The organism is Candidatus Solirubrobacter pratensis (genome assembly GCF_000425945.1).
Classification (GTDB): Bacteria; Actinomycetota; Thermoleophilia; order Solirubrobacterales; family Solirubrobacteraceae; genus Solirubrobacter; species Solirubrobacter pratensis.
On record NZ_AUEK01000007.1, the window covers coordinates 106,000 to 129,204 of the forward strand.

General features: G+C 71.9%; 20 protein-coding genes and 1 rRNA gene. 17 read left to right on the forward strand and 4 right to left on the reverse strand.

Annotated elements, in window-relative coordinates; all coding sequences use genetic code 11:
* Nucleotides 1-19 precede the first annotated feature (19 nt).
* A complete protein-coding gene (gene tsaA, locus H958_RS0107465) occupies nt 20-412 on the forward strand; it encodes a tRNA (N6-threonylcarbamoyladenosine(37)-N6)-methyltransferase TrmO (protein WP_028058195.1) in 393 nt (130 codons plus the stop codon).
* On the opposite strand, the gene H958_RS35770 is transcribed toward tsaA, so the two are convergent.
* The gene (locus H958_RS35770) at nt 396-1,556 is read right to left on the reverse strand and encodes an MFS transporter (RefSeq protein WP_051323971.1); all 1,161 of its coding nucleotides are present in this window, start codon (nt 1,554-1,556) and stop codon (nt 396-398) included. The two genes, tsaA and H958_RS35770, sit on opposite strands and share 17 nt — an antisense overlap.
* Nucleotides 1,557-1,612: 56 nt before the next feature.
* On the opposite strand from H958_RS35770, the gene pdxR reads away from it, so the two are divergent.
* The 5 genes from pdxR to H958_RS0107495 all read left to right on the forward strand — a co-directional run bounded on the left by pdxR (nt 1,613) and on the right by H958_RS0107495 (nt 6,528).
* A complete protein-coding gene (gene pdxR / locus H958_RS0107475; protein ID WP_231379192.1) occupies nt 1,613-2,983 on the forward strand; it encodes a MocR-like pyridoxine biosynthesis transcription factor PdxR in 1,371 nt (456 codons plus the stop codon).
* A gap of 25 nt (nt 2,984-3,008) precedes the next feature.
* Nucleotides 3,009-3,404, forward strand: a complete 396-nt coding sequence (locus tag H958_RS0107480; protein WP_028058197.1) for a pyridoxamine 5'-phosphate oxidase family protein — start codon at nt 3,009-3,011, stop codon at nt 3,402-3,404.
* Between the two features lie 144 nt (nt 3,405-3,548).
* Complete coding sequence (locus H958_RS0107485; protein ID WP_028058198.1) at nt 3,549-5,117, forward strand: 2-isopropylmalate synthase; 1,569 nt, start codon at nt 3,549-3,551, stop codon at nt 5,115-5,117.
* Between the two features lie 137 nt (nt 5,118-5,254).
* Entirely contained in the window at nt 5,255-6,214 is a 960-nt protein-coding gene (locus H958_RS35775) for a patatin-like phospholipase family protein (RefSeq protein ID WP_081685697.1), read from the forward strand.
* A 107-nt stretch (nt 6,215-6,321) separates the two neighbouring features.
* Nucleotides 6,322-6,528, forward strand: coding sequence for a hypothetical protein (locus H958_RS0107495; RefSeq protein WP_028058199.1), 207 nt, complete (start codon nt 6,322-6,324; stop codon nt 6,526-6,528).
* Here H958_RS0107495 and H958_RS44905 read toward each other — a convergent pair.
* A complete protein-coding gene (locus H958_RS44905) occupies nt 6,498-7,439 on the reverse strand; it encodes a patatin-like phospholipase family protein (protein ID WP_028058200.1) in 942 nt (313 codons plus the stop codon). The genes H958_RS0107495 and H958_RS44905 overlap by 31 nt on opposite strands.
* A gap of 40 nt (nt 7,440-7,479) precedes the next feature.
* On the opposite strand from H958_RS44905, the gene H958_RS48870 reads away from it, so the two are divergent.
* From H958_RS48870 to H958_RS0107535, 7 genes are read left to right on the forward strand one after another with little or no spacing between them, the layout of a single operon-like run.
* Nucleotides 7,480-8,064, forward strand: a complete 585-nt coding sequence (locus H958_RS48870) for a helix-turn-helix domain-containing protein (RefSeq protein ID WP_028058201.1) — start codon at nt 7,480-7,482, stop codon at nt 8,062-8,064.
* Nucleotides 8,061-9,428 carry a 3-isopropylmalate dehydratase large subunit gene (leuC, locus tag H958_RS0107510; protein ID WP_028058202.1) on the forward strand — a complete coding sequence of 456 codons (1,368 nt, stop codon included), beginning with the start codon at nt 8,061-8,063 and terminating at the stop codon, nt 9,426-9,428. The genes H958_RS48870 and leuC overlap by 4 nt, the downstream gene beginning before the upstream one ends.
* Complete coding sequence (gene leuD, locus H958_RS0107515; protein ID WP_028058203.1) at nt 9,428-9,988, forward strand: 3-isopropylmalate dehydratase small subunit; 561 nt, start codon at nt 9,428-9,430, stop codon at nt 9,986-9,988. The genes leuC and leuD overlap by 1 nt, the downstream gene beginning before the upstream one ends.
* Before the next feature lie 13 nt (nt 9,989-10,001).
* Nucleotides 10,002-11,033, forward strand: a complete 1,032-nt coding sequence (gene leuB, locus H958_RS0107520) for a 3-isopropylmalate dehydrogenase (RefSeq protein WP_037409694.1) — start codon at nt 10,002-10,004, stop codon at nt 11,031-11,033.
* On the forward strand, nt 11,030-11,965 hold the full coding sequence (locus H958_RS0107525) for a branched-chain amino acid transaminase (protein ID WP_028058205.1): 936 nt from the start codon (nt 11,030-11,032) through the stop codon (nt 11,963-11,965). The genes leuB and H958_RS0107525 overlap by 4 nt, the downstream gene beginning before the upstream one ends.
* A gap of 8 nt (nt 11,966-11,973) precedes the next feature.
* The gene (gene cimA, locus H958_RS0107530; RefSeq protein WP_028058206.1) at nt 11,974-13,527 is read left to right on the forward strand and encodes a citramalate synthase; all 1,554 of its coding nucleotides are present in this window, start codon (nt 11,974-11,976) and stop codon (nt 13,525-13,527) included.
* On the forward strand, nt 13,524-14,642 hold the full coding sequence (locus tag H958_RS0107535) for a DegT/DnrJ/EryC1/StrS family aminotransferase (protein ID WP_028058207.1): 1,119 nt from the start codon (nt 13,524-13,526) through the stop codon (nt 14,640-14,642). Before cimA ends, H958_RS0107535 begins: the two co-directional genes overlap by 4 nt.
* 132 nt (nt 14,643-14,774) lie before the next feature.
* Here H958_RS0107535 and H958_RS0107540 read toward each other — a convergent pair whose 3' ends face one another.
* On the reverse strand, nt 14,775-15,383 hold the full coding sequence (locus tag H958_RS0107540) for a GNAT family N-acetyltransferase (protein ID WP_028058208.1): 609 nt from the start codon (nt 15,381-15,383) through the stop codon (nt 14,775-14,777).
* 23 nt (nt 15,384-15,406) lie between these two features.
* Here H958_RS0107540 and argH point away from each other — a divergent pair, with 23 nt between their 5' ends.
* Nucleotides 15,407-16,777: an argininosuccinate lyase gene (gene argH, locus H958_RS0107545; protein WP_028058209.1), complete on the forward strand. Its 1,371-nt coding sequence runs from the start codon at nt 15,407-15,409 to the stop codon at nt 16,775-16,777.
* Nucleotides 16,774-17,358, forward strand: coding sequence for a DNA-3-methyladenine glycosylase (locus H958_RS35780; protein WP_037409696.1), 585 nt, complete (start codon nt 16,774-16,776; stop codon nt 17,356-17,358). The genes argH and H958_RS35780 overlap by 4 nt, the downstream gene beginning before the upstream one ends.
* Here H958_RS35780 and H958_RS0107555 read toward each other — a convergent pair.
* The gene (locus tag H958_RS0107555; RefSeq protein WP_028058210.1) at nt 17,355-19,775 is read right to left on the reverse strand and encodes a transglycosylase domain-containing protein; all 2,421 of its coding nucleotides are present in this window, start codon (nt 19,773-19,775) and stop codon (nt 17,355-17,357) included. The genes H958_RS35780 and H958_RS0107555 overlap by 4 nt on opposite strands.
* 90 nt (nt 19,776-19,865) lie before the next feature.
* Between H958_RS0107555 and tyrS the strand changes: the two genes are divergently transcribed.
* Together tyrS and H958_RS0107565 are read left to right on the forward strand one after the other, a co-directional pair.
* A complete protein-coding gene (tyrS, locus tag H958_RS0107560) occupies nt 19,866-21,029 on the forward strand; it encodes a tyrosine--tRNA ligase (protein ID WP_051323972.1) in 1,164 nt (387 codons plus the stop codon).
* Nucleotides 21,030-21,446: 417 nt separating this feature from the next.
* Nucleotides 21,447-22,993: ribosomal RNA gene (locus H958_RS0107565) — 16S ribosomal RNA — on the forward strand.
* Nucleotides 22,994-23,205 lie beyond the last annotated feature (212 nt).

Here is a 23,205-nt window from a genome sequence, read left to right on the forward strand (position 1 = left end):
ACATGAACAGGAAGCGCACATGAGCACAATCGCACTGACGCCCGTAGGGCGCGTGGAGTCCGAGCTGATCGACCGCGCGATGGCGCCCAAGCAGGGCCACGAGGGCGCGCCCGCGGCGTGGATCGCGTTCGAGCCGCATCTCGCCGCCGCGCTCGACGGGATGCGGGTCGGCGACCGCCTGATCCTGCTCACCTGGTTCGACCGCGCCGATCGCACGACGCTCAAGGTCCACCCGCGCAGCAACCCGGCGACGCCGCTGCAGGGCGTCTTCGTCACCCGCTCGCCGGACCGGCCCAACCCGATCGGGCTGCATCCCGTCGAGGTCCTGGCGATCGAGGGGACGCGGGTCCGCGTCAGCGATCTCGAGGCGCTCGACGGGACGCCGGTGCTGGACGTCAAGCCGGTGATCTGACCGGCTCCGCGTCGCGAGCGCGCACGCCGCTCGCGAGCGCCGCGAGCGCTCCGGCCGCGCCCGCGAGCAGGAAGACGGACGCGGGGGCGGTCGCGTCGGCGAGCGCGCCCGCGGCCGCGGCGCCGCCCGCGCTTCCCACCGCGACGGCGGTGTTGAGCCATGCGAACGCCTCGGTCACCGTGCCGGCCGGCGCGGCGCCGTCGACGAGCGCGAACACGGTCGCATAGGTCGGCGCGATCGTCGCGCCGGCGACGAGCAGCACGGCGGCCAGCGCGAGCACGCTGCCGGCGCTCGCGAGCGCGAGGTGGCCGAGGCCGAGGCCGACCAGCAGCGGCGTGAGCCGCGCGCCGCGGCCCGCACGGGCGAGGACGAGCCCGCCGAGCAGCGAGCCGGCGCCCCAGATGCCCAGCAGCGGGCCCGCCGCCGCGGTGCTGCCGAGCGCGTGCGCGGTGGCGGTGATGCCGACCTCCGAAGCGCCGAACACGACGCCGACGAGCGCCATCACGAGCACGAGCGTGCGCATGGCGCCGGCGCGCAGGGAGCCGCCGCGCGGCCGTCGCTCGCCGCCGGAGGGCCGCCACGCCCGCGATGCCGGCTCGCACGCGAACGCGGCGGTCGCGGCGAAGAGCAGCACGGCGGCGGCCGCGAGCGCGACGCCGGTCGACGTCAGCGCGCCCGCGAGGAGGATGCCCGGCGGGCCCGCGATCCAGGTCAGCTCGGAGGCGGCGGCCTCGGCGGCGTAGGCCGAAGGGAGGCTCGCCGGCGGCAGGATCGCCGGCAGCAGGCCGCGCAGGCACGCGCCGACCGGCGGCGTGCAGAGCCCGGCGGCGACCGCGAGCGCGACGAGTCCCGGCGCGCCGACCCGCACCAGCGCGATCGCGAACAGCGCCGCGCCGCAGCCGGCCGCGCTGCCGAGCAGGACCGCGGTCTGGCCGCGGCGGTCGACCAGGCGCCCGAGGAGCGGGCCGCCGAGCCCCAGCGCCGCGGCGTATGCGCCGGTGACCAGGCCGGCGACGGCGAACGAGCCCGTGAGCCGCTGCGCATGGACGAGCAGGCCGAGGCTGAGCATCACGGCCGGCAGCCGCGCGATCAGCGAGCCGGCGAAGAGACGGAGCGCCCCGGGCGTCGTGGCGATGGCGTGCATGCTTCGCAACGTACGCCCGCACTGGTTTACTTACGAGGGCCAGTTCGGGAGGAGATGTGAAGGCCAGTTCGGGGATCGAGATGATGGTCCGGCTCGAGCGCGGCACGCGCGAGCCGCTGCGCGTCCAGCTCGAGCGACAGCTTCGCGACGGCGTGCGCTCGGGCACCCTCCGGCGCGGCTCCGCGCTCCCGTCCTCGCGCGCGCTCGCCGGCGAGCTCGGGATCGCCCGCGGCGTCGTCACCGAGGCCTACGCGCAGCTCGCGGCGGAGGGCTACCTCGTCGCCAGCCAGGGCGCGCCGACGCGCGTCGGCGGCGGCTCCACCGGCGCGGACGCCGTCCCGCTGCCGGCCGGCGAGCCGCGTCCCCCGCGCTTCGACTTCCGCCCCGGCGAGCCGGACCCGGCGCTCTTCCCGCGTGCCGCCTGGGCCGGCGCGATCCGCCAGGCGCTGCGCGAAGCGCCCGACGCGCGCTTCGGCTACGGCTCCCCGTGCGGCGTCCCCGAGCTGCGCAATGCGCTCGCGACCTACCTCGGGCGCGTCCGCGGCGTCGTCGCCGATCCGGAGACGATCATCGTGACCGCCGGCGTCACCCAGGGCCTCACGCTCGCGGGCCGCGCCCTGATCGCGCGCGGCGTCCGCAGGCTCGCGGTCGAGGATCCCGGCAGCGTGTTCATGCGCGGACCGCTCGCCGCGCTGGGGCTGGAGATCGTCCCCGTGCCCGTCGATGACGGCGGCCTCGACGTCGAGGCGCTCGACGCCGGCGGCGCCGAGGCCGTGCTCGTCACGCCCGCGCACCAGTACCCCACCGGCGTCGTGCTCGCGCCGGAGCGCCGGGCGGCGCTGCGCGCCTGGGGCGGCTGGGTGCTGGAGGACGACTACGACGCCGAGTTCCGCTACGACCGCGCGCCCGTCGGCGCGCTGCAGGGACTCGATCGCGAGCGCGTGATCTACCTCAGCTCGATCTCCAAGACGCTCGCGCCCGCGCTGCGGATGGGCTGGCTGGTGCCGCCGCCCGCGCTCGCCGCGGACCTGCGGCGGGAGAAGCACCGCGCCGACCGCGGCTCGGCACTGCTCGAGCAGCTCGGCCTCGCGACGCTGCTCGAGCACGGCGAGCTGGACCGGCACCTGCGTCGGTCGCGGCTCGAGTACCGGCGCCGCCGCGACACGCTCGTCGCGGCGCTGGCGCGTCATCTGCCGCACGCGCGCCCGCACGGCGCGGCGGCGGGGCTGCACCTGCTCGTCGAGCTTCCCGGCGCCGACGAGGCGGAGCTGCTGCGCGCGGCGCAGGACGCCGGGATCGGCCTCGAAGGCCTCTCGCAGCACACGATCGCGCCCGGGCCGCCCGCGGTCATCCTCGGGTACGGCTGCATCGCCGAGCCCGCGATCGAGCCCGGCATCCGGCGGCTCGCCGAGTTGGCGGGCGCCTGAACGCCGCCCGCGATAGAACCCGCGCATGTCCAATCCCCCGCTTCCCGCCGAGTACGACGCGCTCCTGCGCGAGCCCAACGCCTGCGTGATCGGCACCGTGATGTCCGACGGCTCACCGCACACCGTCGCCACCTGGTACCTGTGGGAGGACGGCCGGGCACTCGTGAACATGGACGCCGGCCGCGCGCGGCTCGAATGGATGCGCAAGGACCCGCGCGTCTCGCTCACCGCGATCATGGACGACTGGTCCCAGCACATCAGCCTCCGCGGCCGCGTCACCGAGTTCGTGGGCGGCGAGCAGGGGATGGACGACATCGACCGGATCGCCCGCCACTACACCGGCCGGCCCTACCCGCACCGCGACCGCGGGCGGGTGAGCGCGTGGATCGAGATCCTCTCATGGCACGCGTGGGGCTTCTGAGCTACTCTGCACTCCGCATGGCCCGTCAGGCCCTTCTTTCCCTCCTTCTTCTCCTCCCCCCTCGGGGGGAATAGCGCGTGGGCGGCCGCTTAGCCGCGAACCAGTGAGAAGAGGCAAGGAAAGAACCGAAAGGACTGACAGGACATGGACCCGAACCGGGTGATCATCTTCGACACGACCCTGCGAGACGGCGAGCAGTCGCCGGGCATCTCGCTCAACGCGACCGAGAAGCTGGAGATCGCCCAGCAGCTCGCTCGACTGGGGGTCGACGTCATCGAGGCGGGCTTCCCGATCGCCTCGCCAGGCGATTTCCAAGCCGTACAGGCGATCGCGAGGGAGGTGCGCGGCCCGGTCATCGCGGGCCTCGCGCGCGCTCACGCCGCCGACATCGAGCGCGCCGCCGAGGCCGTCAAGGACGCCGAGCGCCCGCGCGTGCACACCTTCATCTCCACCAGCGACATCCACATCGAGCACCAGCTGCAGTCGACGCGCGAGGACGTGCTGGGCCAGGCGCGCGCGGCCGTCGCGCACGCGCGGTCGCTCGTCGAGGACGTCGAGTTCAGCCCGATGGACGCCACGCGCGCCGACGTCGAGTTCACCGCCGAGGTGATCCAGGCCGCGATCGACGAGGGCGCGACGACGATCAACGTCCCCGACACCGTCGGCTACACGATGCCGGCGGAGTACGCCGCCTTCCTGGGGCGGCTGTACGAGCTGGTCCCGGCGCTGGCGGGCGTCGTGCTGTCGGTCCATTGCCACGACGACCTCGGCCTGGCGGTCGCGAACTCCTTCGCCGGCCTGCAGTCGGGCGCGCGGCAGGTCGAGTGCGCGGTCAACGGCATCGGCGAGCGCGCCGGCAACGCCTCCCTGGAGGAGGTCGTGATGCTGCTGCGCACGCGCGAGGCGGACATCGGGCTCACGACCGCGGTCAACTCGCGCGAGATCGCGCGCGCCAGCCGGCTGGTGTCGCGCCTGACCGGCTACCCGGTGCAGCCCAACAAGGCGATCGTCGGGCGCAACGCGTTCCAGCACGAGTCCGGCATCCACCAGGACGGCGTGCTCAAGGAGCGCTCCACCTACGAGATCATGTCCGCGGCCTCGGTGGGCGTCGACGACGTCAACTCGATCGTGCTGGGCAAGCACTCCGGGCGCCACGCGCTGCGGTCGGCGCTGATGGAGCTGGGCTACGAGGTCAACGGCCAGTCGCTCAACCAGGCGTTCAAGCGCTTCAAGGAGCTGGCGGACAAGAAGAAGCAGGTCACGGCGATGGACCTGGAGGCGCTCGTCACCGACGAGCTCCGCGCCGAGACCGCCGCCTACACGCTCGAGTGGTTCGACGTCGAGGCCTCGACGCGCCGGCCGCCGCACGCGACGGTCTCGATCGTCGCGCCCGACGGCGAGACGATGCGCGGCGACTTCACCGGCGACGGCCCGATCGACGCCATCTTCCGCGCGATCAACGCCGCCACCCGGCGCGAGGCGCGGCTGCGCGAGTTCCGCATCGACGCCGTCACCGGCGGCCAGGACGCGCTCGGCGAGGCGAGCGTGATCCTCGAGCTCTCCGGCTCGACCGCCGCGGGCCAGGCGGTGTCGACCGACATCATCGAGGCGGCCGCGCTCGCGTACGTGCGCGCGCTCACCAACGTGGAGCAGAAGGTGCTCCTGGCGGCCGACGAGGACGCCGGCGAGCCCGTGCTCACGCGCGCCCCGTAGCCGCACGTAAGGAGCGCCCGACTCGCAGGCTCCGGAAAGCCGGAGCCGCGACTCGGGCGCGGCGCCATGGCGCGCCTTGCGCTCACGGGCGACTGTGTGAAGCAGCCAGATCGCCTGCTCGGGAAGGACGCGCCTCAATGGACCGGACCGCACACGTCTCCGCCGCCTCGCCTCAACCGGAGGCCGGCGGGACCGTCACGGCGATAGCGCCGCTCGCAGCGCGCCGGCGCCGCTCGCGCCGCCCGCGGACGGCGTTCGTGCTCTCCGGCGGCGCCAGCCTCGGCGCGATGCAGGCCGGGATGCTCCGCGCCCTGTACGAGTTGCGGATCGCCCCGGACCTGCTCGTCGCGACCTCGGCCGGCGCGATCAACGCGAGCTACGTCGCTTCGCGCCCCCAGACGGTCGCCACGGCGCGCGGGCTTGCGCAGATCTGGCGCGGCCTGCAGCGCGACGACGTCTTCCCGGTCAGCCCGTGGGTGCTCGCGAGCGGCCTGCTGGGCAAGCGCGACCACCTGGTCCCGGCCGAGGCGCTGCGCAGGCTCCTGTGCCGGCACCTGCAGTTCGAGGACCTCGCCGGCGCGCCGATCCCGTTGCACGTCGTCGCCTTCGACCTCGACGCCGGGGCCGAGGTGCTGCTCTCCGACGGTCCGGCGCTGGACGTGATCGCGGCGAGCGCCGCGGTGCCCGGCGTGTTCCCTCCCGTGCGCGTCCACGACCGGCTGCTGATCGACGGCGGCGTGGTCAACAACACGCCGATCTCGCACGCGGTGGCCCTGGGCGCGGAGCGCATCTACGTCCTTCCGACGGTCGATCCCGCGTTCGTGCCGGCGACGACGTCGCGCGGCGCGCTCGGCGCCGCGATCGGCGGCATCGGCCTCGTGATGCGCAGCCGGTTCGAGGCCGACATCGCGCTGTTCTCCGGCGAGGTCGAGCTGATCGTGCTCCCGGCGCCGAACGCGCTGCAGATCATGCCCACGGACTTCGGCCACGCCGACCGGCTGCTGCGCGACGGCCTGCGCGCCGCGCGGCAGCGGCTCGCCCAGCCGCTCGCGGCGCTCGGGGACGGGCCGGCGCTTCGCCGCGACCTGGTGCAGTGAGATCCGATCGTGCTCAAAGGCTGACCCGTTCTTGCGTAATTGCGTGTGGCGCCGCGCAGCAGCGCGATAAGACTCTGCCGCCACGACTTCAAGCGGGAGGAGCCGCCTTGGAACCGAAGCATGCGGACGTCCGTCGCGACGCGGTCGCGACGGCGGCGCTGATCGTCATCCGCCGCGCGCTCGTCGAAGGGGTGCCGGTGACGCGTGAGGGCCTGGTCGAAGCGGCTTCGATCACGCTCGGCGCGTCACAGGACGATGCGTCGCAGGAGCTCGACGCCGTCGCTCAGGGGTTCGGCGTCTCGGCGCTGGAGTGACCCGCGGCGGCGAGCCGCCGGCCCTGAGCGAACCCGGCCGCGGCGACCGCCTTGCGGTTGCGCGGATCGAGCAGTGAAGACCCGAAGGCCTCGATCGTCGGAGCGTCGGGCGAGACCGCCTGGACGTCGGCGCCGCGGGCGCGCAGGGCCAGTGCCTCGGCGCCGGCGGCCGCCAGCGTGCCGGCGCGATAGCGCCGCGCCGCGCCGGCGGTCGGCATCAGGCACAGCACGCGGGCGCCGCGCCCGGCCGGCGCGGCGTCGAGGTTCGTCGGGCTCCAGACGCCGCCGTCGACGTACTCGCGGCCGTCGATCTCGACCGGCGCGAACACCCACGGGACGGCGCACGACGCGAGCACCGCGTCGGCGACCGCGGCGGCCGGCGCGTTCGGCGATCCGAACATCACGCGCCTGCCGCTCGCGCGGTCGACGGCCGACACGCGCAGCCGCCCGTCGAAGCGCGCCCCGAGCCCTTCGACGTGGTCGTGCAGGCGCGGGAGCGTCCGCTCGGGCCGCTTGGCGGCGCGCAGGACCGCGGCGCGCGCGAGCCGTCCCGCGGGCTTGGCGGCGGCGAGCACGGCGGGGGCGAACGGCGTCGCCGCGGCCGTGCCGACGCGCCGGGCGCCGCGACCGATCGTCCCGAGGGCGCCGGCGATGCGGCTGCGGTCCGCATCGTCGGGCGCGGTCGCCTCCGCCTCGCCGACGAGCGCCAGCTCGTCGCCCGGGGCGCCCGCCACCGGACGCGGCGGCCGTCCGGCGGCGAGCGTCGCGGCGACGACCGCGCCGGCAGACGTGCCGACGAAGTACTCGCAGCGCGTGAAGTCGAGCCCGAGCCCGCCGAGCACGCCGGTCATCCACGCCTCGCCGAGCGACCCGCCGGCGCCGAGGACGAGCACATCGGGGAGCTCGATCATGAGATCCAGGCTACTTCGTACGTGATAACGTACAAACGTAATGGCGGCTGCCGCTGATCCGGCCATCTCGGCCGTCGGCCCTCGGGTGAAGGCACTGCGGGAGGCGATGGACCTCTCGCTGCGCGATCTGTCCGAGCGCTCCGGCGTGTCGGCGCCCATGCTCAGCCAGGTCGAGCGCGGGGAGACCAGCCCGACCCTGCAGGTCGCGGCGCGCATCGCCTCCGGCCTCGAGCTCAAGCTCAGCCAGCTGCTGCGCCTCGACGAGGACGGCGCCGTGTCCGTCGTGCGCGCCGGCGAGGGCCGGCGCGGGGGCGCGGGAGGCCACACGTACGAGGTGCTGACGCCGTCGCAGCCCGGCCTGCGCGCCGAGGTCACGCGCCACGCGCTCGCCGCCGGAGCGGTGACGGGCGGCCCCGGCGACCCGCCACGCCACGAGCCCGGCGCGCGCGAGACGGCGACCGTCGAGGCGGGCGCCGTCACCCTGCACGTCGACGGCGCCGAGCACGCGCTCGGCACCGGCGACACCGTCACCTTCGACGCCGACCTGCCCCACCACTTCGCCAACCACTCCAAGGAGGAGGCCGTCCTGCTGGCCATCGTGTCCGCCGGCCTGCGCCGCTCATGACCCCCACCACGCTGTTCGACAAGATCTGGTCCGCCCACGAGATCGCGCCCGGGCTGATCTACATCGACCTCCACCTCGTGCACGAGGTCACCAGCCCGCAGGCGTTCGAGAGCCTCCGCCTCGCCGGCCGCGAGGTCCGCCGGCCCGATCGCACGCTCGCGACGGCCGACCACAACGTCCCGACCGACGGCACGCCCGTCTCGGCCAGGATCCACGACGCGCTCTCGCGCCGCCAGGTCGAGGCGCTGGAGGCCAATTGCGACGAGTTCGGCATCCCGCTCTACTCGCTCGGCTCCGACCGCCAGGGGATCGTCCACATCATCGGGCCCGAGCTCGGCGTCACGCAGCCGGGCATGACGATCGTCTGCGGCGACTCGCACACGGCCACGCACGGCGCCTTCGGCGCGCTCGCCTTCGGCATCGGGACGAGCGAGGTCGAGCACGTGCTCGCGACCCAGACGCTCGCGCAGCCCAAGCCGAAGTCGATGGTCATCCGTTACACGGGCGAGCTCGGCAACGGCGTAACGGCCAAGGACCTGATCCTCGGCACGATCGGGCAGATGGGCACCAACGGCGCCGCCGGCCACGCCGTCGAGTATGCCGGCGAGGTGATCCGCAGGCTCTCGATGGAGCAGCGGATGACGATCTGCAACATGACGATCGAGGGCGGCGGCCGGGCGGGCATGATCGCGGCCGACGAGACCACGTTCGAATGGGTCGAAGGCCGCCCGGGCGCGCCCGAGGACTTCGACGCCGCCGTCGAGCATTGGCGCACGCTGCACACCGACGAGGGCGCGACGTTCGACCGCGAGATCAGGGTCGACGCGAGCGCGCTGTCGCCGCTGGTCACGTGGGGCACGAACCCCGGCCAGGTGGTCGGCGTGGCGGACGTCGTGCCGGATCCGAAGTCGGAGACCGACGAGCGCAGCCTCGTGTACATGGGCCTCGAGTCCGGCGTCCCGATGCAGGAGCTCAAGCTCGACCGCGTGTTCATCGGCTCGTGCACGAACGCCCGGATCGGCGACCTGCGCGCGGCGGCCGACATCGTCAAGGGACGCAAGGTCGCGTCGACGGTCGACGCGATGGTCGTGCCGGGCTCCCAGCAGGTCCGCGCGCAGGCCGAGCGGGAGGGCCTCGATGCCATCTTCCGCGAGGCCGGGTTCGACTGGCGCACGGCCGGCTGCTCGATGTGCCTGGGCATGAACCCCGACATCCTGGCGCCCGGCGAGCGCTGCGCGTCCACCTCCAACCGCAACTTCGAGGGCCGTCAGGGCCGCGGCGGGCGCACGCACCTCGTGTCTCCCCAGATGGCCGCCGCGGCGGCGATCGAGGGGCACTTCGTCGACATCCGGGAGTGGAGCTAGTGGAGCCCGTCAAGGTCATCTCGGGCGGCGTCACCGCGCTCAAGCGCGCCGACGTCGACACCGACCAGATCATCCCGAAGCAGTTCCTCAAGCGGATCGAGCGGACCGGCTTCGGCGAGTTCCTGTTCTACGACTGGGCGCAGCAGCCCGGCTGGAGCCTGCCGAAGAACCCGATCCTCGCCACCGGCCCGAACTTCGGCTGCGGGTCCTCGCGCGAGCACGCGCCGTGGGCGCTGCAGGACTACGGCTTCAAGGCGATCGTCGCGTCGAGCTTCGCCGACATCTTCTTCTCGAACTGCACCAAGATCGGCCTGCTGCCGGTCGTGCTGCCCGAGGATGACGTGCGCGCGGTGATGGACGCGGGCGAGGCCGAGATCGACCTCGAGGCGCTCGAGGTCCGCTTCGGCGGTCGCAGCGTCCCGTTCGAGCTCGACGCCGAGCGCCGCCACCGCCTGATCAATGGGCTCGACGACATCGCGCTCACCCTCCAGAAGGCGGACGACATCTCCACCTACGAGCGCGAGCGCGAGCGCCCCGGCCCCGTGACGCTCAATCTCTAGGCTCTCCGCCAACATGCCCACGATCGCCCTGCTCCCGGGCGACGGCATCGGTCCCGAGGTGGCTAGCGCCGCCCGCCGGGTCCTCGACGCCGTCGCGACCGACCTGACCTACGAAGAGCATCTCGTCGGAGGGGCGTCCATCGACGCCCACGGCACCGCCATCACCGACGAGGCGATGGCCGCCATCAAGGCCTCCGACGCCGTCCTGCTCGGCGCCGTCGGCGGGCCGAAGTGGGACTCGACCGACCCGACCGCCGTGCGGCCGGAGCAGGGCCTGTTCCGCCTGCGCGCCGACCTCGGCCTGTTCGCGAACCTGCGGCCGGTCCGCCCGCTGCCGGCGCTCTACGACGCGTCGCCGCTCAAGCGCGAGCTGATCGAGAACACGAACATGCTGATCGTCCGCGAGCTCACGGGCGGCCTCTACTACGGCGAGCGCGGGCGCAGCGACGGCCGCGCGTTCGACACCTGCGTGTACTCGGTCGAGGAGATCGAGCGGATCGCGCGCACCGGCTTCGAGGCGGCCAAGACGCGCGTGACGAGCGTCGACAAGGCCAACGTGCTCGAGACGAGCCGGCTCTGGCGCGAGGTCGTCACCGCGCTGCACGAGGCCGAGTACCAGCACATCGAGCTCGAGCACCAGCTCGTGGACTCCGCCGCGATGCGCCTGATCGCGGCGCCGCGTGACTTCGACGTGATCCTCACCGAGAACATGTTCGGCGACATCCTCAGCGACGAGGCGTCGATGCTCACGGGCTCGCTCGGGATGCTCCCGACCGCCAGCCTCGGCGCCGGCGACGGCCCGAGCCTGTTCGAGCCGGTCCACGGGACCGCGCCCGACATCGCGGGCAAGGGGATCGCGAATCCGCTCGGGATGATCCTGTCGGCCGCGCTCATGCTGCGCCACGGATTCGGCCGGGACGACGCCGCGGCTGCCCTAGAATCGGCGGTGGACCGGGCGTTGGAGGGGGGCATCCGCCCTCGCGACCTCGGTGGGACCGCGACGACCGCCGAGACGACCGAGGCGGTGCTGGGGGAGCTGAAGTGAGCCAATCGGACCTGATCTGGATGAACGGCGAGCTCGTGCCCTACGAGGACGCCAAGGTCCACGTGCTCACCCATGCGCTCCATTACGGCACCGGCGTGTTCGAGGGCGTGCGCGCCTACGACACGCCGCGTGGGACGGCGATCTTCCGCCACGCCGACCACATCGACCGGCTCTTCCGCTCGGCTGCGCTGTACCACATGGAGATCCCGTACTCCAAGGACGAGATCCGGGCCGCCACGCACGAGACGATCGTCAAGAACGGCCTGAAGTCCTGCTACATCCGCCCGCTCGTATTCCGCGGCGCGGGGCCGATGGGCCTGTACCCGCTCGACTGCCCCGTCGACGTGATCATCGCCGTGTGGGAGTGGGGCGCCTACCTCGGCGAAGAGGGCAAGCGGCGCGGCGTGCGTGCGAAGGTGTCGAGCTGGCGCCGGATCCCCTCCGACAGCCTGATCCCGAGCGCCAAGGCCTCCGGCCAGTACCTGAACTCGGTGCTGGCCAAGATCGAGGCCGACAAGGCCGGCTACGAGGAGGCCATCCTGCTCGACGGCCGCGGCTTCGTCTGCGAGGGCACCGGCGAGAACCTGTTCGTCGTCAAGGACGGCAGGATCGCCACGCCGGGCTTCGCCAACGACATCCTCGGCGGCATCAACCGCCTCTCGGCGATCCAGATCGCGCACGACCTCGGCTACGAGCTGGTCGAGCGCGACATCGCGCGCGGGGAGCTCTACCACGCCGACGAGATCTTCATGACCGGCACCGCGGCCGAGCTCACGCCGATCCGCGAGGTCGACGACCTGCCGGTCGGCGACGGCGCGCGCGGCCCGGTCACGGAGCGGATCCAGGCCGTGTTCGAGGACGCCCTGCACGGGCGCTCGGAGCGCTACGCGGACTGGCTGGACGTCGTGCCCGCCGCGGCGCCGGCGCCGTGAGCTAGGCGATGAGCGACCGCGTCATCGTCTACGACACGACCCTGCGCGACGGCATGCAGGGCGAGGGGATGTCGCTGTCGGTCGAGGAGAAGGTGCGCGTCGCGCGGATCCTCGACGAGCTGGGCGTGCCGATGATCGAGGCCGGGTTCCCGACCTCCAACCCGAAGGAGCTCGAGCTGTTCGAGCTCCTTCGCGACGCCGGCCTGAGCGCGGATGTGTGCGCGTTCGGGATGACGCGCCGGCGCGGCGTTCCCGCGGCCGAGGACGAGGCGCTGCGCGTGCTCGCGGAGTCGTGGACGCCGGTGTCGACGATCGTCGGCAAGACGTGGGGGCTGCATCTGGAGAAGGTCGTGCGCGTCGACCGCGAGGAGAACCTCCGCATGATCGGCGAGTCGGTCGCGTTCCTCGTCGCGGCGGGCAAGCGCCTCGTCTACGACGCCGAGCACTTCTTCGACGGCTACCGCGACGACCCCGGGTACGCGATCGAGTGCCTCCGCGCGGCGTGGGACGCGGGCGCCGAGAACCTCACGTTGTGCGACACCAACGGCGTCTCGCTGCCGCACGAGATCGCCGAGGCCGTGCACATCGTCCGGCGCGCGCTGCCCGACGCCGTCTTCGGCATCCACACGCACAACGACGCCGAGGTCGCGGTCGCCAATACGCTCGCGGCGGTCGCCGAGGGCTGTTCGCTCGTGCAGGGGACGATGAACGGCTACGGCGAGCGCTGCGGCAACGCGAACCTGGTCTCGATCATCCCCAACCTGCAGCTGAAGATGGGCTACCTGTGCCTGCCCTCGCTGGAGGGGCTGACCGAGGCGTCGCACCTCGTGGCCGACCTGCTCAACCTCCAGCCCGACACGAACCAGGCCTACGTCGGCCGCAACGCGTTCGCCCACAAGGGCGGGATGCACGTCGCCGGCGTCAACGCCGACCCCTCGACGTTCGAGCACATCGACCCCGCCGAGGTCGGCAACGCGCGCGAGGTGCTGGTCAGCGAGCTCTCCGGCAAGGGCACCGTGATCGCGCACGCCGGCGGCGACCTCGACGACGCGACGGCGGCTCGCGTGGTCGAGCGCGTGAAGGAGCTCGAGCACCGCGGCTTCCAGTTCGAGGCCGCCGACGGCTCCTTCGACCTGCTGATCCGCAAGGAGACGGGGGAGTACGAGCCGCTGTTCCGGCTCGAGTCCTGGCGCGTGATCGCCGAGAAGCGCGCCGACGGGCGCGTGGAGACCGAGGCGACGATCAAGCTCTGGGTCGACGGCCGCCGCTACGTGCGCACGGCCGAGGGCAACGGCCCCGTGCACGCGCTCGACCGCGCGCTTCGCGAGGCGATCGGCGAGCGCTTCCCGCACCTGCGCGAGATCAAGCTGGTCAACTTCAAGGTCCGCATCCTGGACGAGTTCAAGGCGACCGGCGCGACGACGCGCGTGCTGCTGGACGCCAGCGACGGCTCGCAGACGTGGGGGGCGATCGGCGTGCACGAGAACGTGATCGAGGCGAGCTGGGACGCGCTCGTGGACTCGCTGGAGGCGGGCATGCTGCGGTCCAAGGTGAAGACTTGATCCCGCTGGCCCGGGCGGTGCTCGGGACCGAGGAGGAGGCCGCGATCCTCGAGGTGCTGCGCTCCGGCCAGCTCTCGCTCGGCCCGCGCGTCCCGGCGTTCGAGCAGGCCTTCGCGGCCCGCGTCGGCGCGCCGCATGCGAGCGCGGTGTCCTCCGGCACCGCGGCGCTGCACCTCGCCCTGCGGGCGGTCGGGGTGGCCGACGGCGACGAGGTCGTGACGTCCCCGTTCTCGTTCGTGGCGAGCGCCAACGCGGTCCTGTTCGAGCGCGCCCGGCCCGTGTTCGCGGACATCGACCCGCGCACCCTCAACCTCGACCCCGAAGCCGCGGCCGCCGCGGTGACCGAGCGCACGCGCGCGATCCTGCCGGTGCACATCTTCGGCTACCCGGCCGACCTGCCGGCGTTCGAGCGGATGGACCTGCCGATCGTCGAGGATGCGTGCGAGGCGCTCGGCGCGGTGCACGCCGACGGCGTCAAGGTCGGCGGGCGCGGGCATCCGGCGGCGTTCGGCTTCTACCCGAACAAGCAGATGACCACGGGCGAGGGCGGGATGCTCACGCTCGGCTCGGCCGAGCACAAGGAGCGCGTGGACTCAGAGCGCAACCAGGGCCGCGCGCCGGACATGGGCTGGCTCGACCACGATCGCCTGGGCTTCAACTACCGGCTCACCGATCTCGCGAGCGCCCTGGGACTCGTCCAGCTGCAGCGGCTGGACGGGATGCTCGAGGCGCGGGCGCGCGTCGCGGGCTGGTATCGCGAGGCCCTGGCCGGCTTCGAGGAGCTCGAGCTGCCGTGCGAGGACGCCGGCGGCGACGTCCGCGGCTGGTTCGTGTTCGTCGTCCAGCTCCCGCGCCACGCCGGCCGCGACGACACGATCCGGGCGCTGTCGGCGCGCGGGATCCCGTCCAAGCCGTACATGCCGGCGATCCACCTGATGTCGTTCTACCGCGAGCGGTTCGGCCACCGCGAAGGCGAGTTCCCGGTCTGCGAGGACGTCGCGGCGCGCTCGGTCGCGTTGCCGTTCTTCCCCGAGATGACCGAGGGCCAGGTCGCCGAGGTCGCCGAGGCGCTGGACAGCGTCCTCAGGACCCGTCTCGCGAGTCCGACGACCTGAGGCGGTCGTCTCGCGGCGCCTGGCGCCACCCGACCCCACCACCGGTACCACCAGTACCGGCAGTGGGATCGGTCGTCGCCATGCATCCACGATCCGGCCCCCTCAGGCCGCCGGCCTGTCGCGAGACGGGTCCTACGCCGCCCTGAAGTAGCCGACGAACCCGGGTCCGCCGATCGCCTTCGCCGCGCGGGCCGTTGGCGCGCGGCGGACCTCGCGCTCGATGAAGCCGTACGCCTGATAGAGCGCGCGGGCGCCGTCGTTGTGCAGCCCGGTGTCCAGCGCGAGCCCGGACAGCCCGGCCTCGCGGGCCTCCCGGGCGGCGTGGTCGAGCAGTCGGCTGGCGATGCCGCGGCGGCGCCAGCGCGCCGACACGGCCAGTGCATCGACGTAGTACGCGTCGGCCGGGGGGTGGGGGGAGAGCAGGCCCGCGGCGCGCAGGTGGCGCAGTGTCCTCGGCCACGCCCACGGCGGCAGGCGCGGGACGGTCAGGCGCACGAAGCGGCGCGCGAGCCGGTCTCCCTCGCGCACCGGGAAGCCGGCCAGCACGCCGACGATCTCGTCGCCCGCGAGCGCGACGCGGCAGCGCTCGTAGCTCGCCGCGTGGCCGGGCTTCGTGTAGACGGCCGAGAGCATCGCGCGGGCGCGCTCGGCGCCGCCGGCGTAGGCGTCGTAGTACGGGCCGGCGGACTCGTAGAGCAGCTCGACGGCGCGATCGTCCGGACGGGCGGGCCTGATCTCCATGTCTTGAGTCATCATGGCGTGCCGTGTCGCGCTTCTCTCAGCCGCAGGACTCCGTCTTCTCAGCCCTCAACGCGTCGATCGGCTTCGACTGGCGCCTCGGTCCCTATGACATCGAGCAATCCAGGGCGCACGCGAAGATGCTCGCCGCGACGGGGATCATCTCCGACGGCGACCGCGACGCGCTGCTCGGCGGCCTCGACCGCGTCGCCGCCGAGCTCGACGCCGGCGAGTTCCCGTTCCGCGACGACGACGAGGACATCCACATGGCGGTCGAGCGGCGGCTGACGGAGATCGTCGGCGCGGTCGGGGGGAAGCTGCACACCGCCCGCTCGCGCAACGACCAGGTCGCGACCGACGTGGCGATGTTCACGCGCGCGCACGCGCTGGCGACGATCCAGTCGCTGCAGGACCTCCAGTCGACGGTCCTGGGGGTCGCGGAGGCGCACCTGGACTGGGCGATGCCGGGCTACACGCACCTGCAGCGCGCGCAGCCGGTCTACCTGTCGCACCACCTGCTGGCGTACTTCTGGATGTTCCGGCGCGACGAGCGGCGCTTCGAGTCGGTCCTGGGCTCCACGACGGAGCTGCCGCTGGGCGCGGGCGCGCTGGCCGGCGTGAACTTCGCGACCGACCGCGGTCTCGTGGCGCGCGAGCTTGGCTTTGCGAGCGTGGTCCCGAACTCGATCGACGCCGTCTCCAATCGCGACTTCGTGCTCGACTTCCTCGCGGCCGCCGCGACCTGCGCGACGCACCTCTCGCGCCTGGGCGCGGAGATCGTCCTGTGGTCGTCGGAGGAGTTCGGCTTCTGCGAGGTCTCGGACGCCTGGGCCTCGGGCTCCTCGATCATGCCGCAGAAGAAGAACCCGGACGCGGCCGAGCTGCTGCGCGCGAAGGCCCCGCGCGTGGTGTCGCGGCTGGCCGCCCTGCACGGCGTGATGCACGGCCTTCCCTTGACCTACAACAAGGACCTCCAGGAGGACAAGGAGGGCCTGTTCGACGTCGTCGACACGCTGGACCTGTGCCTCGCGGCCGCGCGCGGGATGCTGTCCGGCATCACCTTCCGGCGCGACCGGCTGGCCGACGCGGCGAGCGATCAGATGATCGCGGCGACCGACGTCGCGGATCTGCTGGTGCGGCGCGGCGTGCCGTTCCGGCAGTCGCACGGGATCGTGGCGGGGATCGTCCGCGAGGCGGTCGCCTCCGGCCGGTCGCTGGCGGAGCTCTCGCGCGAGGAGCTGGCGCGCCACTCCCCGGTGCTCGACGACGAGTACTACTCGGTCCTGTCGCAGCGCTCGTGGCTGGAGTCCAAGGTCTCCGAGGGCGGCACGGCGCTGGACCGCGTCCGCGAGCAGCTGGCGCACGCGCGCGCCGAGCTCGACGGCCAGCCGGCGTGAACCGGGACTTCTACGCGCGCCCCGTCCTGGAGGTCGCCCCCGATCTCCTGGGCTGCGTCGTCTCGCACGGCGGCACCGCGGGCGTGATCGTGGAGACCGAGGCCTACCACTTCTCCGAGCCGGCGGCGCACTCCTTCGCGGGGCTGACGGCGCGCACGCAGGTGATGTTCGAGTCCCCGCCGGGGACGGCCTACGTGTACCGCTCCTACGGCATCCATGCGCTGCTCAACGCCGTCTGCGAGCCGGGCTCGGCGGTGCTGATCCGGGCGCTCGCGCCGCTGCGGGGCGAGGGGGAGATGCGCGGGCGCCGCCGCGTGGGGCGGTTCGAGGACCTCTGCAACGGCCCGGGAAAGCTCACCCAGGCGCTCGGCTTCGACCTCGAGATGCACGGCACGAGCCTGGTGGACGGCCCGGTCCGGGTCTCGGCCCGGCCGCCCGCGTGGGAGCACGTGGAGTGGCTCGTGGGGCCCCGGGTCGGCATTTCGAAGGCCGCCGAGCTGCCGTGGCGCTTCTGCGCCCTCGGCACGCGCTGCGTCTCGCGCCCGTGGCCTCCGGGGCTGCGAGCCGCGCGCGCCGCCTAGCCGGTCCCGGTGGGAGGCGTCGCGGCCGGCGGTGCCGCGCCCGTTCCCCCGGCGCCGCCGGTCGCCGGCGGGGTCGTCCCGCCGCCGCCCGTGGCGGGCGGCGTCGTCGCGCCTTCGCCGGTGCCCGTACCGCCGTCCGCCGGAGGCGTCGTCCCGCCCGCGCCGCCGGCCGGGGGCGGCGTGGCCGCGCCGCCGGCGCCGGCGCCGCCCGTCGCGCCGCCGGCGGGCGTCGCCGTCGGCACCGGGGTCGCGCTCGGCGCGGCGCCCTCGGTCGGTGGCGGCGTCGTCGCCGTGCCGCCGTCCAGCGCGGGATCGCTCGGCTTGGTGTCGGGCAGCTTGTCGACCTTCAGGAGGCCTTCCATGAACGTCTTCCAGATCCCGGCGGGATAGGTGCCGCCGGCCACCGCCTCGCCCTGGAACTCGGTCTTCATCGGCTTGAACTTGTCCGGGTACCCGACCCACACCGCGACCGTGTACTCCTTCGTCCAGCCGACGAACCACGCGTCGCCGTAGTTCTCCGTCGTGCCGGTCTTGCCGGCGATCACGACGCCCGGGATCTGCGCCCGCGTGCCGCTGCCCTTCTGCACGACCGTCTGGAGGATCGCGCCGACCTCGTTCGCGATGCCGTCCTTGAGAACCGGCCTGGTCTTCTTGCGGTTGATCGCCTTGCCGCCCTCCGGCAGGTCAACGGCCTTGCCGTCGGTGCCGTCGATGCGCTCGATGCCGACCGGCCCCGGCGGGATCTTGCCGCGGCCCAGCCCGGGCGACATGCTCCCGTAGACGAGGGTGCCGCCCGTGGCGAACGTCTCGTAGGCGTGTGCCATGTCCAGCGGCGTGACCCCCTCGCGCAGGCCGCCGAGCGGCAGCGCGAAGTTGTGCGAGATCGGCGTGCGGATCCCCATCCGGCGCGCGAGCGTGGCCACGCGCGCGGGCCTGACCTTCATGCCGACCTGGACGAAGACGGCGTTGTCTGAGTAGGTCGTGGCGCTGGCCAGCGTCGTCAGCCCGGCGTACGCGTCGTTGTAGTTGTTGACGGTGAAGCGCTCGCCGCCCTTGAGGACGTAGGTCTTCTTCTTGGACTCCCACGTCGACTGCGGCGAGATCCCGTCCTCGAGCGCGCGCGCGAGGACGAACGGCTTGAAGGAGGACCCGGGCTGGCGCTGGCCCTGGGTGGCGAGGTTGAACGGCGCGTCGGGGTAGTCGTCGCCGCCGACCATCGCGCGGACCTCGCCGTCCTCGTTGTGGATCGCCACCAGCGCGGCGCGCGGGCCGTCGGGGGCCGGCAACCACTGCTTGATCGCGGCCTCGGCGGCGGACTGGAGCCGCGTGTCGATCGTCGTCTTGACCTTCAGCCCGCCGCCGAACGCCTTCTGCGCGCCCTGCTGGCCGCCGCCGAGCTGGTCGACGACCTGCTGCTTGACCCACGACGTGAAGTACGGGTAGTCCGTGTCCTCGACCGGGAACGAGAGCTTGTCGCGCGTCGGCAGCTGGGCCCGGATCGCGTCGTCGTACTGCGGCCGCGTGATGTAGCCCTGCTGGAGCATCCGCAGCAGCACGACATCGCGCCGGCGCTTGGCGGCGACCGGGTGCGCGATCGGGTCGTTGCCGCTCGGCGACTGCACGATCCCGGCCAGCAGGGCGGCCTCCTCCGGCCGCAGCCGCGACGCGCACATCGGCTGGCCGCGGTCCCCGCACGGGTCGGTCTCGTCGTGGGCGGCCTGGAAGTACGTGCGCGCGGCCGACTCGATGCCGTATGCGCCGTTGCCGAAGTAGATCGCGTTCAGGTAGTCGCGCAGGATGCGCTCCTTGGACCACTTGTGGCTCAGGTGGTAGGCGAGCGCCGCCTCGCGCAACTTCTGGAAGACGGTGCGGTCGTTCTCCGCCGCCAGCTGGATCTTCACGAACTGCTGGGGGATCGTCGAAGCTCCCTGGGCCGCCTGCTTGGAGGTGACGTCCTGGACGGCGGCGCGCGCGATGCCGCGCAGGTCGACGCCGTCGTTGGTGTAGAAGCGCTGGTCCTCGATCGCGATGATCGCGTGCTTCATCACCGGCGCGATCTGGTCCTCCTGGAGGTAGATGCGCCGCTCGTTGCCCGTCAGCGTCCCGATCGTCTTGTTGTCGTGCGACAGGATCACCGAGTTCTCGTGCGCGGGCGCCTCTAGGTGCGGCAGGTCGGACGCGACCGCCATCAGCATCCCGAACAGCGCGGAGACGATCGCGAGCAGCCCGAGGCCGAAGAGCACGATCAGCAGGCGCAGCTTGCGGATCCGGAAGCGCTTCTCGCGCCGGCGGCGGCCCAGGGGGAAGCCGCGCTTCTGGCGCGGGAACTGGACCACCTGGGCGCCGCCGTCGCCATTCCCGTCAGCGGACCCATGCGGGCCGGCGAGCGTGGTGGTGCGGTCGTCGTGGTCGTCCATATGAGGGCGCCACGCGGGAGCGGCCCGCGACGTGGCACTCAACCGGACGGACCAGGCCCGCGAGGGCGACGGACTCTAGCATTGGGCCGGATGGATTCCCCGGCCGGCTTCCTGTCCCGCAACGCGGTCGACACCCTCCCCAAGGGCGCCCTCGAGGCGCGTCTCGCGGAGGGTCGCCCCCTCCGCGTCAAGCTCGGTCTGGACCCCACGGCCAAAGACCTTCACCTCGGCCACACGGTCGTGCTCCAGAAGCTGCGGGAGTTCCAGGACCTGGGCCACACCGTCGTGCTGATCGTTGGCGACTACACCGCACGCGTGGGCGACCCCTCGGGCCGCTCCGCCACGCGCCCGGTGCTCTCGCCCGAGGAGATCGACGCGCATGCGCGCACGTACGTCGAGCAGGCCGGCAAGGTGCTCGCGACCGACGAGCGCCTCGAGGTGCGCCACAACTCCGAGTGGCTGGACATGCCGATGCAGGACCTGTTCCGCCTCGTGCGCCTGGTCACGGTCGCGCAGCTGCTCGAGCGCGACGACTTCAGCAAGCGGATGGCGGCCTCGGAGCCGGTCTCGCTGCTCGAGCTGCTCTACCCGGTGCTCCAGGGCTACGACTCCGTGGCGATCGAGGCCGACGTCGAGCTCGGCGGCACCGACCAGACCTTCAACCTCTTCATGGGGCGGGCGCTGCAGACCCACTTCGGGCAGAAGCCGCAGGTCGTGCTGACCGTGCCGCTGCTGACGGGGATCGACGGCGAGCAGAAGATGTCGAAGTCCTACGGGAACCAGATCGGCATCACCGACCCGCCGGGCGAGATGTACGGCAAGACGCTCCGGATACCCGACGAGCTGCTCGAGTCCTGGTACGGGCTGCTGCTCGGCGAGCCCGTTCCCGAGGGCGTCGGCCCGCGAGATGCGAAGCGCGCGCTTGCGCGCGCGCTCGTGGCGCGCTTCCACGGGGAACAGGCCGCGGCCGAGGCCGAGGCCGGCTTCGACCGGATCTTCATCGCGCACGAGCTGCCGGAGGAGATCCCGGATCACGAGTTCCCGGCCGACGGCGGGATCGTGCACCTGCCCGAGCTGATCGCCGGCGCGTTCGGCGGCTCGCGCTCGGACGCCCGGCGCAAGCTCCAGCAGGGGGGCGTCAAGCTCGACGGCGAGAAGCTCGCGGCTGAGCCCCTCGACCTGCCCGCATCGGCGCTGGACGGCCGCGTCCTGCAGGTCGGAAAACGCCAGTTCGCGCGCCTTCGGGCGGCCTGAGAGAAAAAATCTCGGGGCGCGACCCCAAGTCGCGAAACCGCTGCTACTCTTCTGCGCCGCAGCCGGGACAGCGTGTCTCGCCGCCGAAGAGGGGCCTTGAAACCCCAGGCGGACACGCTAAACTCGACTGCCCGCTCGGGAGGCTCCGGCCCCCCGGGAAGCGGCTCAGGAGGAATCCCCTCCAGCGAGGCGCAGACGGTCTTTGAAAACTCAACAGCATGCGCACACGATGGCTTCCTTGCCATCGGTGTGTCCAGGTTTTGTTATGCCGGCGTCGCTACCCAGCGGCGGACGGCAAAAGGAAATCAGAAGTAAAGTAGTGCCAGTAGTACTGAGCAGTAACCCTGTCAAGCGCCCGGCCCGCCTCATGTGTACTGGCGAGCCCTCGAGTGGCGCGAGACGCTCTTTGTGAAGTTCTTCACGGAGAGTTTGATCCTGGCTCAGGACGAACGCTGGCGGCGTGCTTAACACATGCAAGTGGAGCGACGAACCGGGGCTTGCCCCGGGGCAGAGCCGCGAACGGGTGAGTAACACGTGGGTAACCCACCCCGATGACCGGGACAACCCGAGGAAACTCGGGCTAATACCGGATGTGCTCGCTGTCCATAAGGACAACGAGTAAAGATAGCTTCGGCCTTCGCATCGGGACGGGCCCGCGGCCCATTAGCTTGTTGGTGGGGTAATGGCCTACCAAGGCTTCGATGGGTAGCTGGTCTGAGAGGACGATCAGCCACACTGGGACTGAGACACGGCCCAGACTCCTACGGGAGGCAGCAGTGGGGAATCTTGCGCAATGCGCGAAAGCGTGACGCAGCAACGCCGCGTGGGGGAAGAAGGCCTTCGGGTTGTAAACCCCTTTCAGTTGGGACGAAGCTTCGCCGGTTAATAGCCGGCCGGAGTGACGGTACCTTCAGAAGAAGCCCCGGCTAACTACGTGCCAGCAGCCGCGGTAATACGTAGGGGGCAAGCGTTGTCCGGAATCATTGGGCGTAAAGCGCGTGTAGGCGGTCCGATAAGTCTGCTGTGAAAGTCGGGGGCTCAACCCTCGGATGCCGGTGGATACTGTCGGGCTCGAGTACGGAAGAGGCGAGTGGAATTCCTGGTGTAGCGGTGAAATGCGCAGATATCAGGAGGAACACCAATTGCGAAGGCAGCTCGCTGGGACGTTACTGACGCTGAGACGCGAAAGCGTGGGGAGCAAACAGGATTAGATACCCTGGTAGTCCACGCTGTAAACGATGGGCACTAGGTGTGGGGGGTGTCGACTCCCTCCGTGCCGAAGCTAACGCATTAAGTGCCCCGCCTGGGGAGTACGGCCGCAAGGCTAAAACTCAAAGGAATTGACGGGGGCCCGCACAAGCAGCGGAGCATGTGGTTTAATTCGACGCAACGCGAAGAACCTTACCTGGGCTTGACATGTGCCTGACCCCCCTGGAAACAGGGGTTCCCTTCGGGGCAGGTTCACAGGTGGTGCATGGCTGTCGTCAGCTCGTGTCGTGAGATGTTGGGTTAAGTCCCGCAACGAGCGCAACCCCCGTCGCATGTTGCCAGCATTTAGTTGGGGACTCATGCGAGACTGCCGGTGACAAACCGGAGGAAGGTGGGGATGACGTCAAGTCATCATGCCCCTTATGTCCAGGGCTACACACGTGCTACATTGGCGCGTACAGAGGGCTGCGATACCGCGAGGTGGAGCGAATCCCTTAAAGCGCGTCTCGGTTCGGATTGCAGGCTGAAACCCGCCTGCATGAAGGCGGAGTTGCTAGTAATCGCGGATCAGCATTGCCGCGGTGAATACGTTCCCGGGCCTTGTACACACCGCCCGTCACACCATGGAAGCAAGCAACACCCGAAGCCGGTGGCCTAACCCGCAAGGGAGGGAGCTGTCGAAGGTGGGGCTCGTGACTGGGGTGAAGTCGTAACAAGGTAGCCGTACCGGAAGGTGCGGCTGGATCACCTCCTTTCTAGGGAAGCTCCAGGACTTGGAGCGCCGGCGAGAGCCAGCTGGGCATTCCGTCCAGCTCGAGCCTGACCCGGTACCTAATGTCGACCGGACCTGGGGCCAGCCTTTGCGCTGGTTCATGCTGTTGAGTTTTGAGAGACCGGACGCCCAGTCAGGGCGTGCGCCTCTACGCGGACCTTGAAAACTGCACAATCATGCCAACGAAGCATCGCC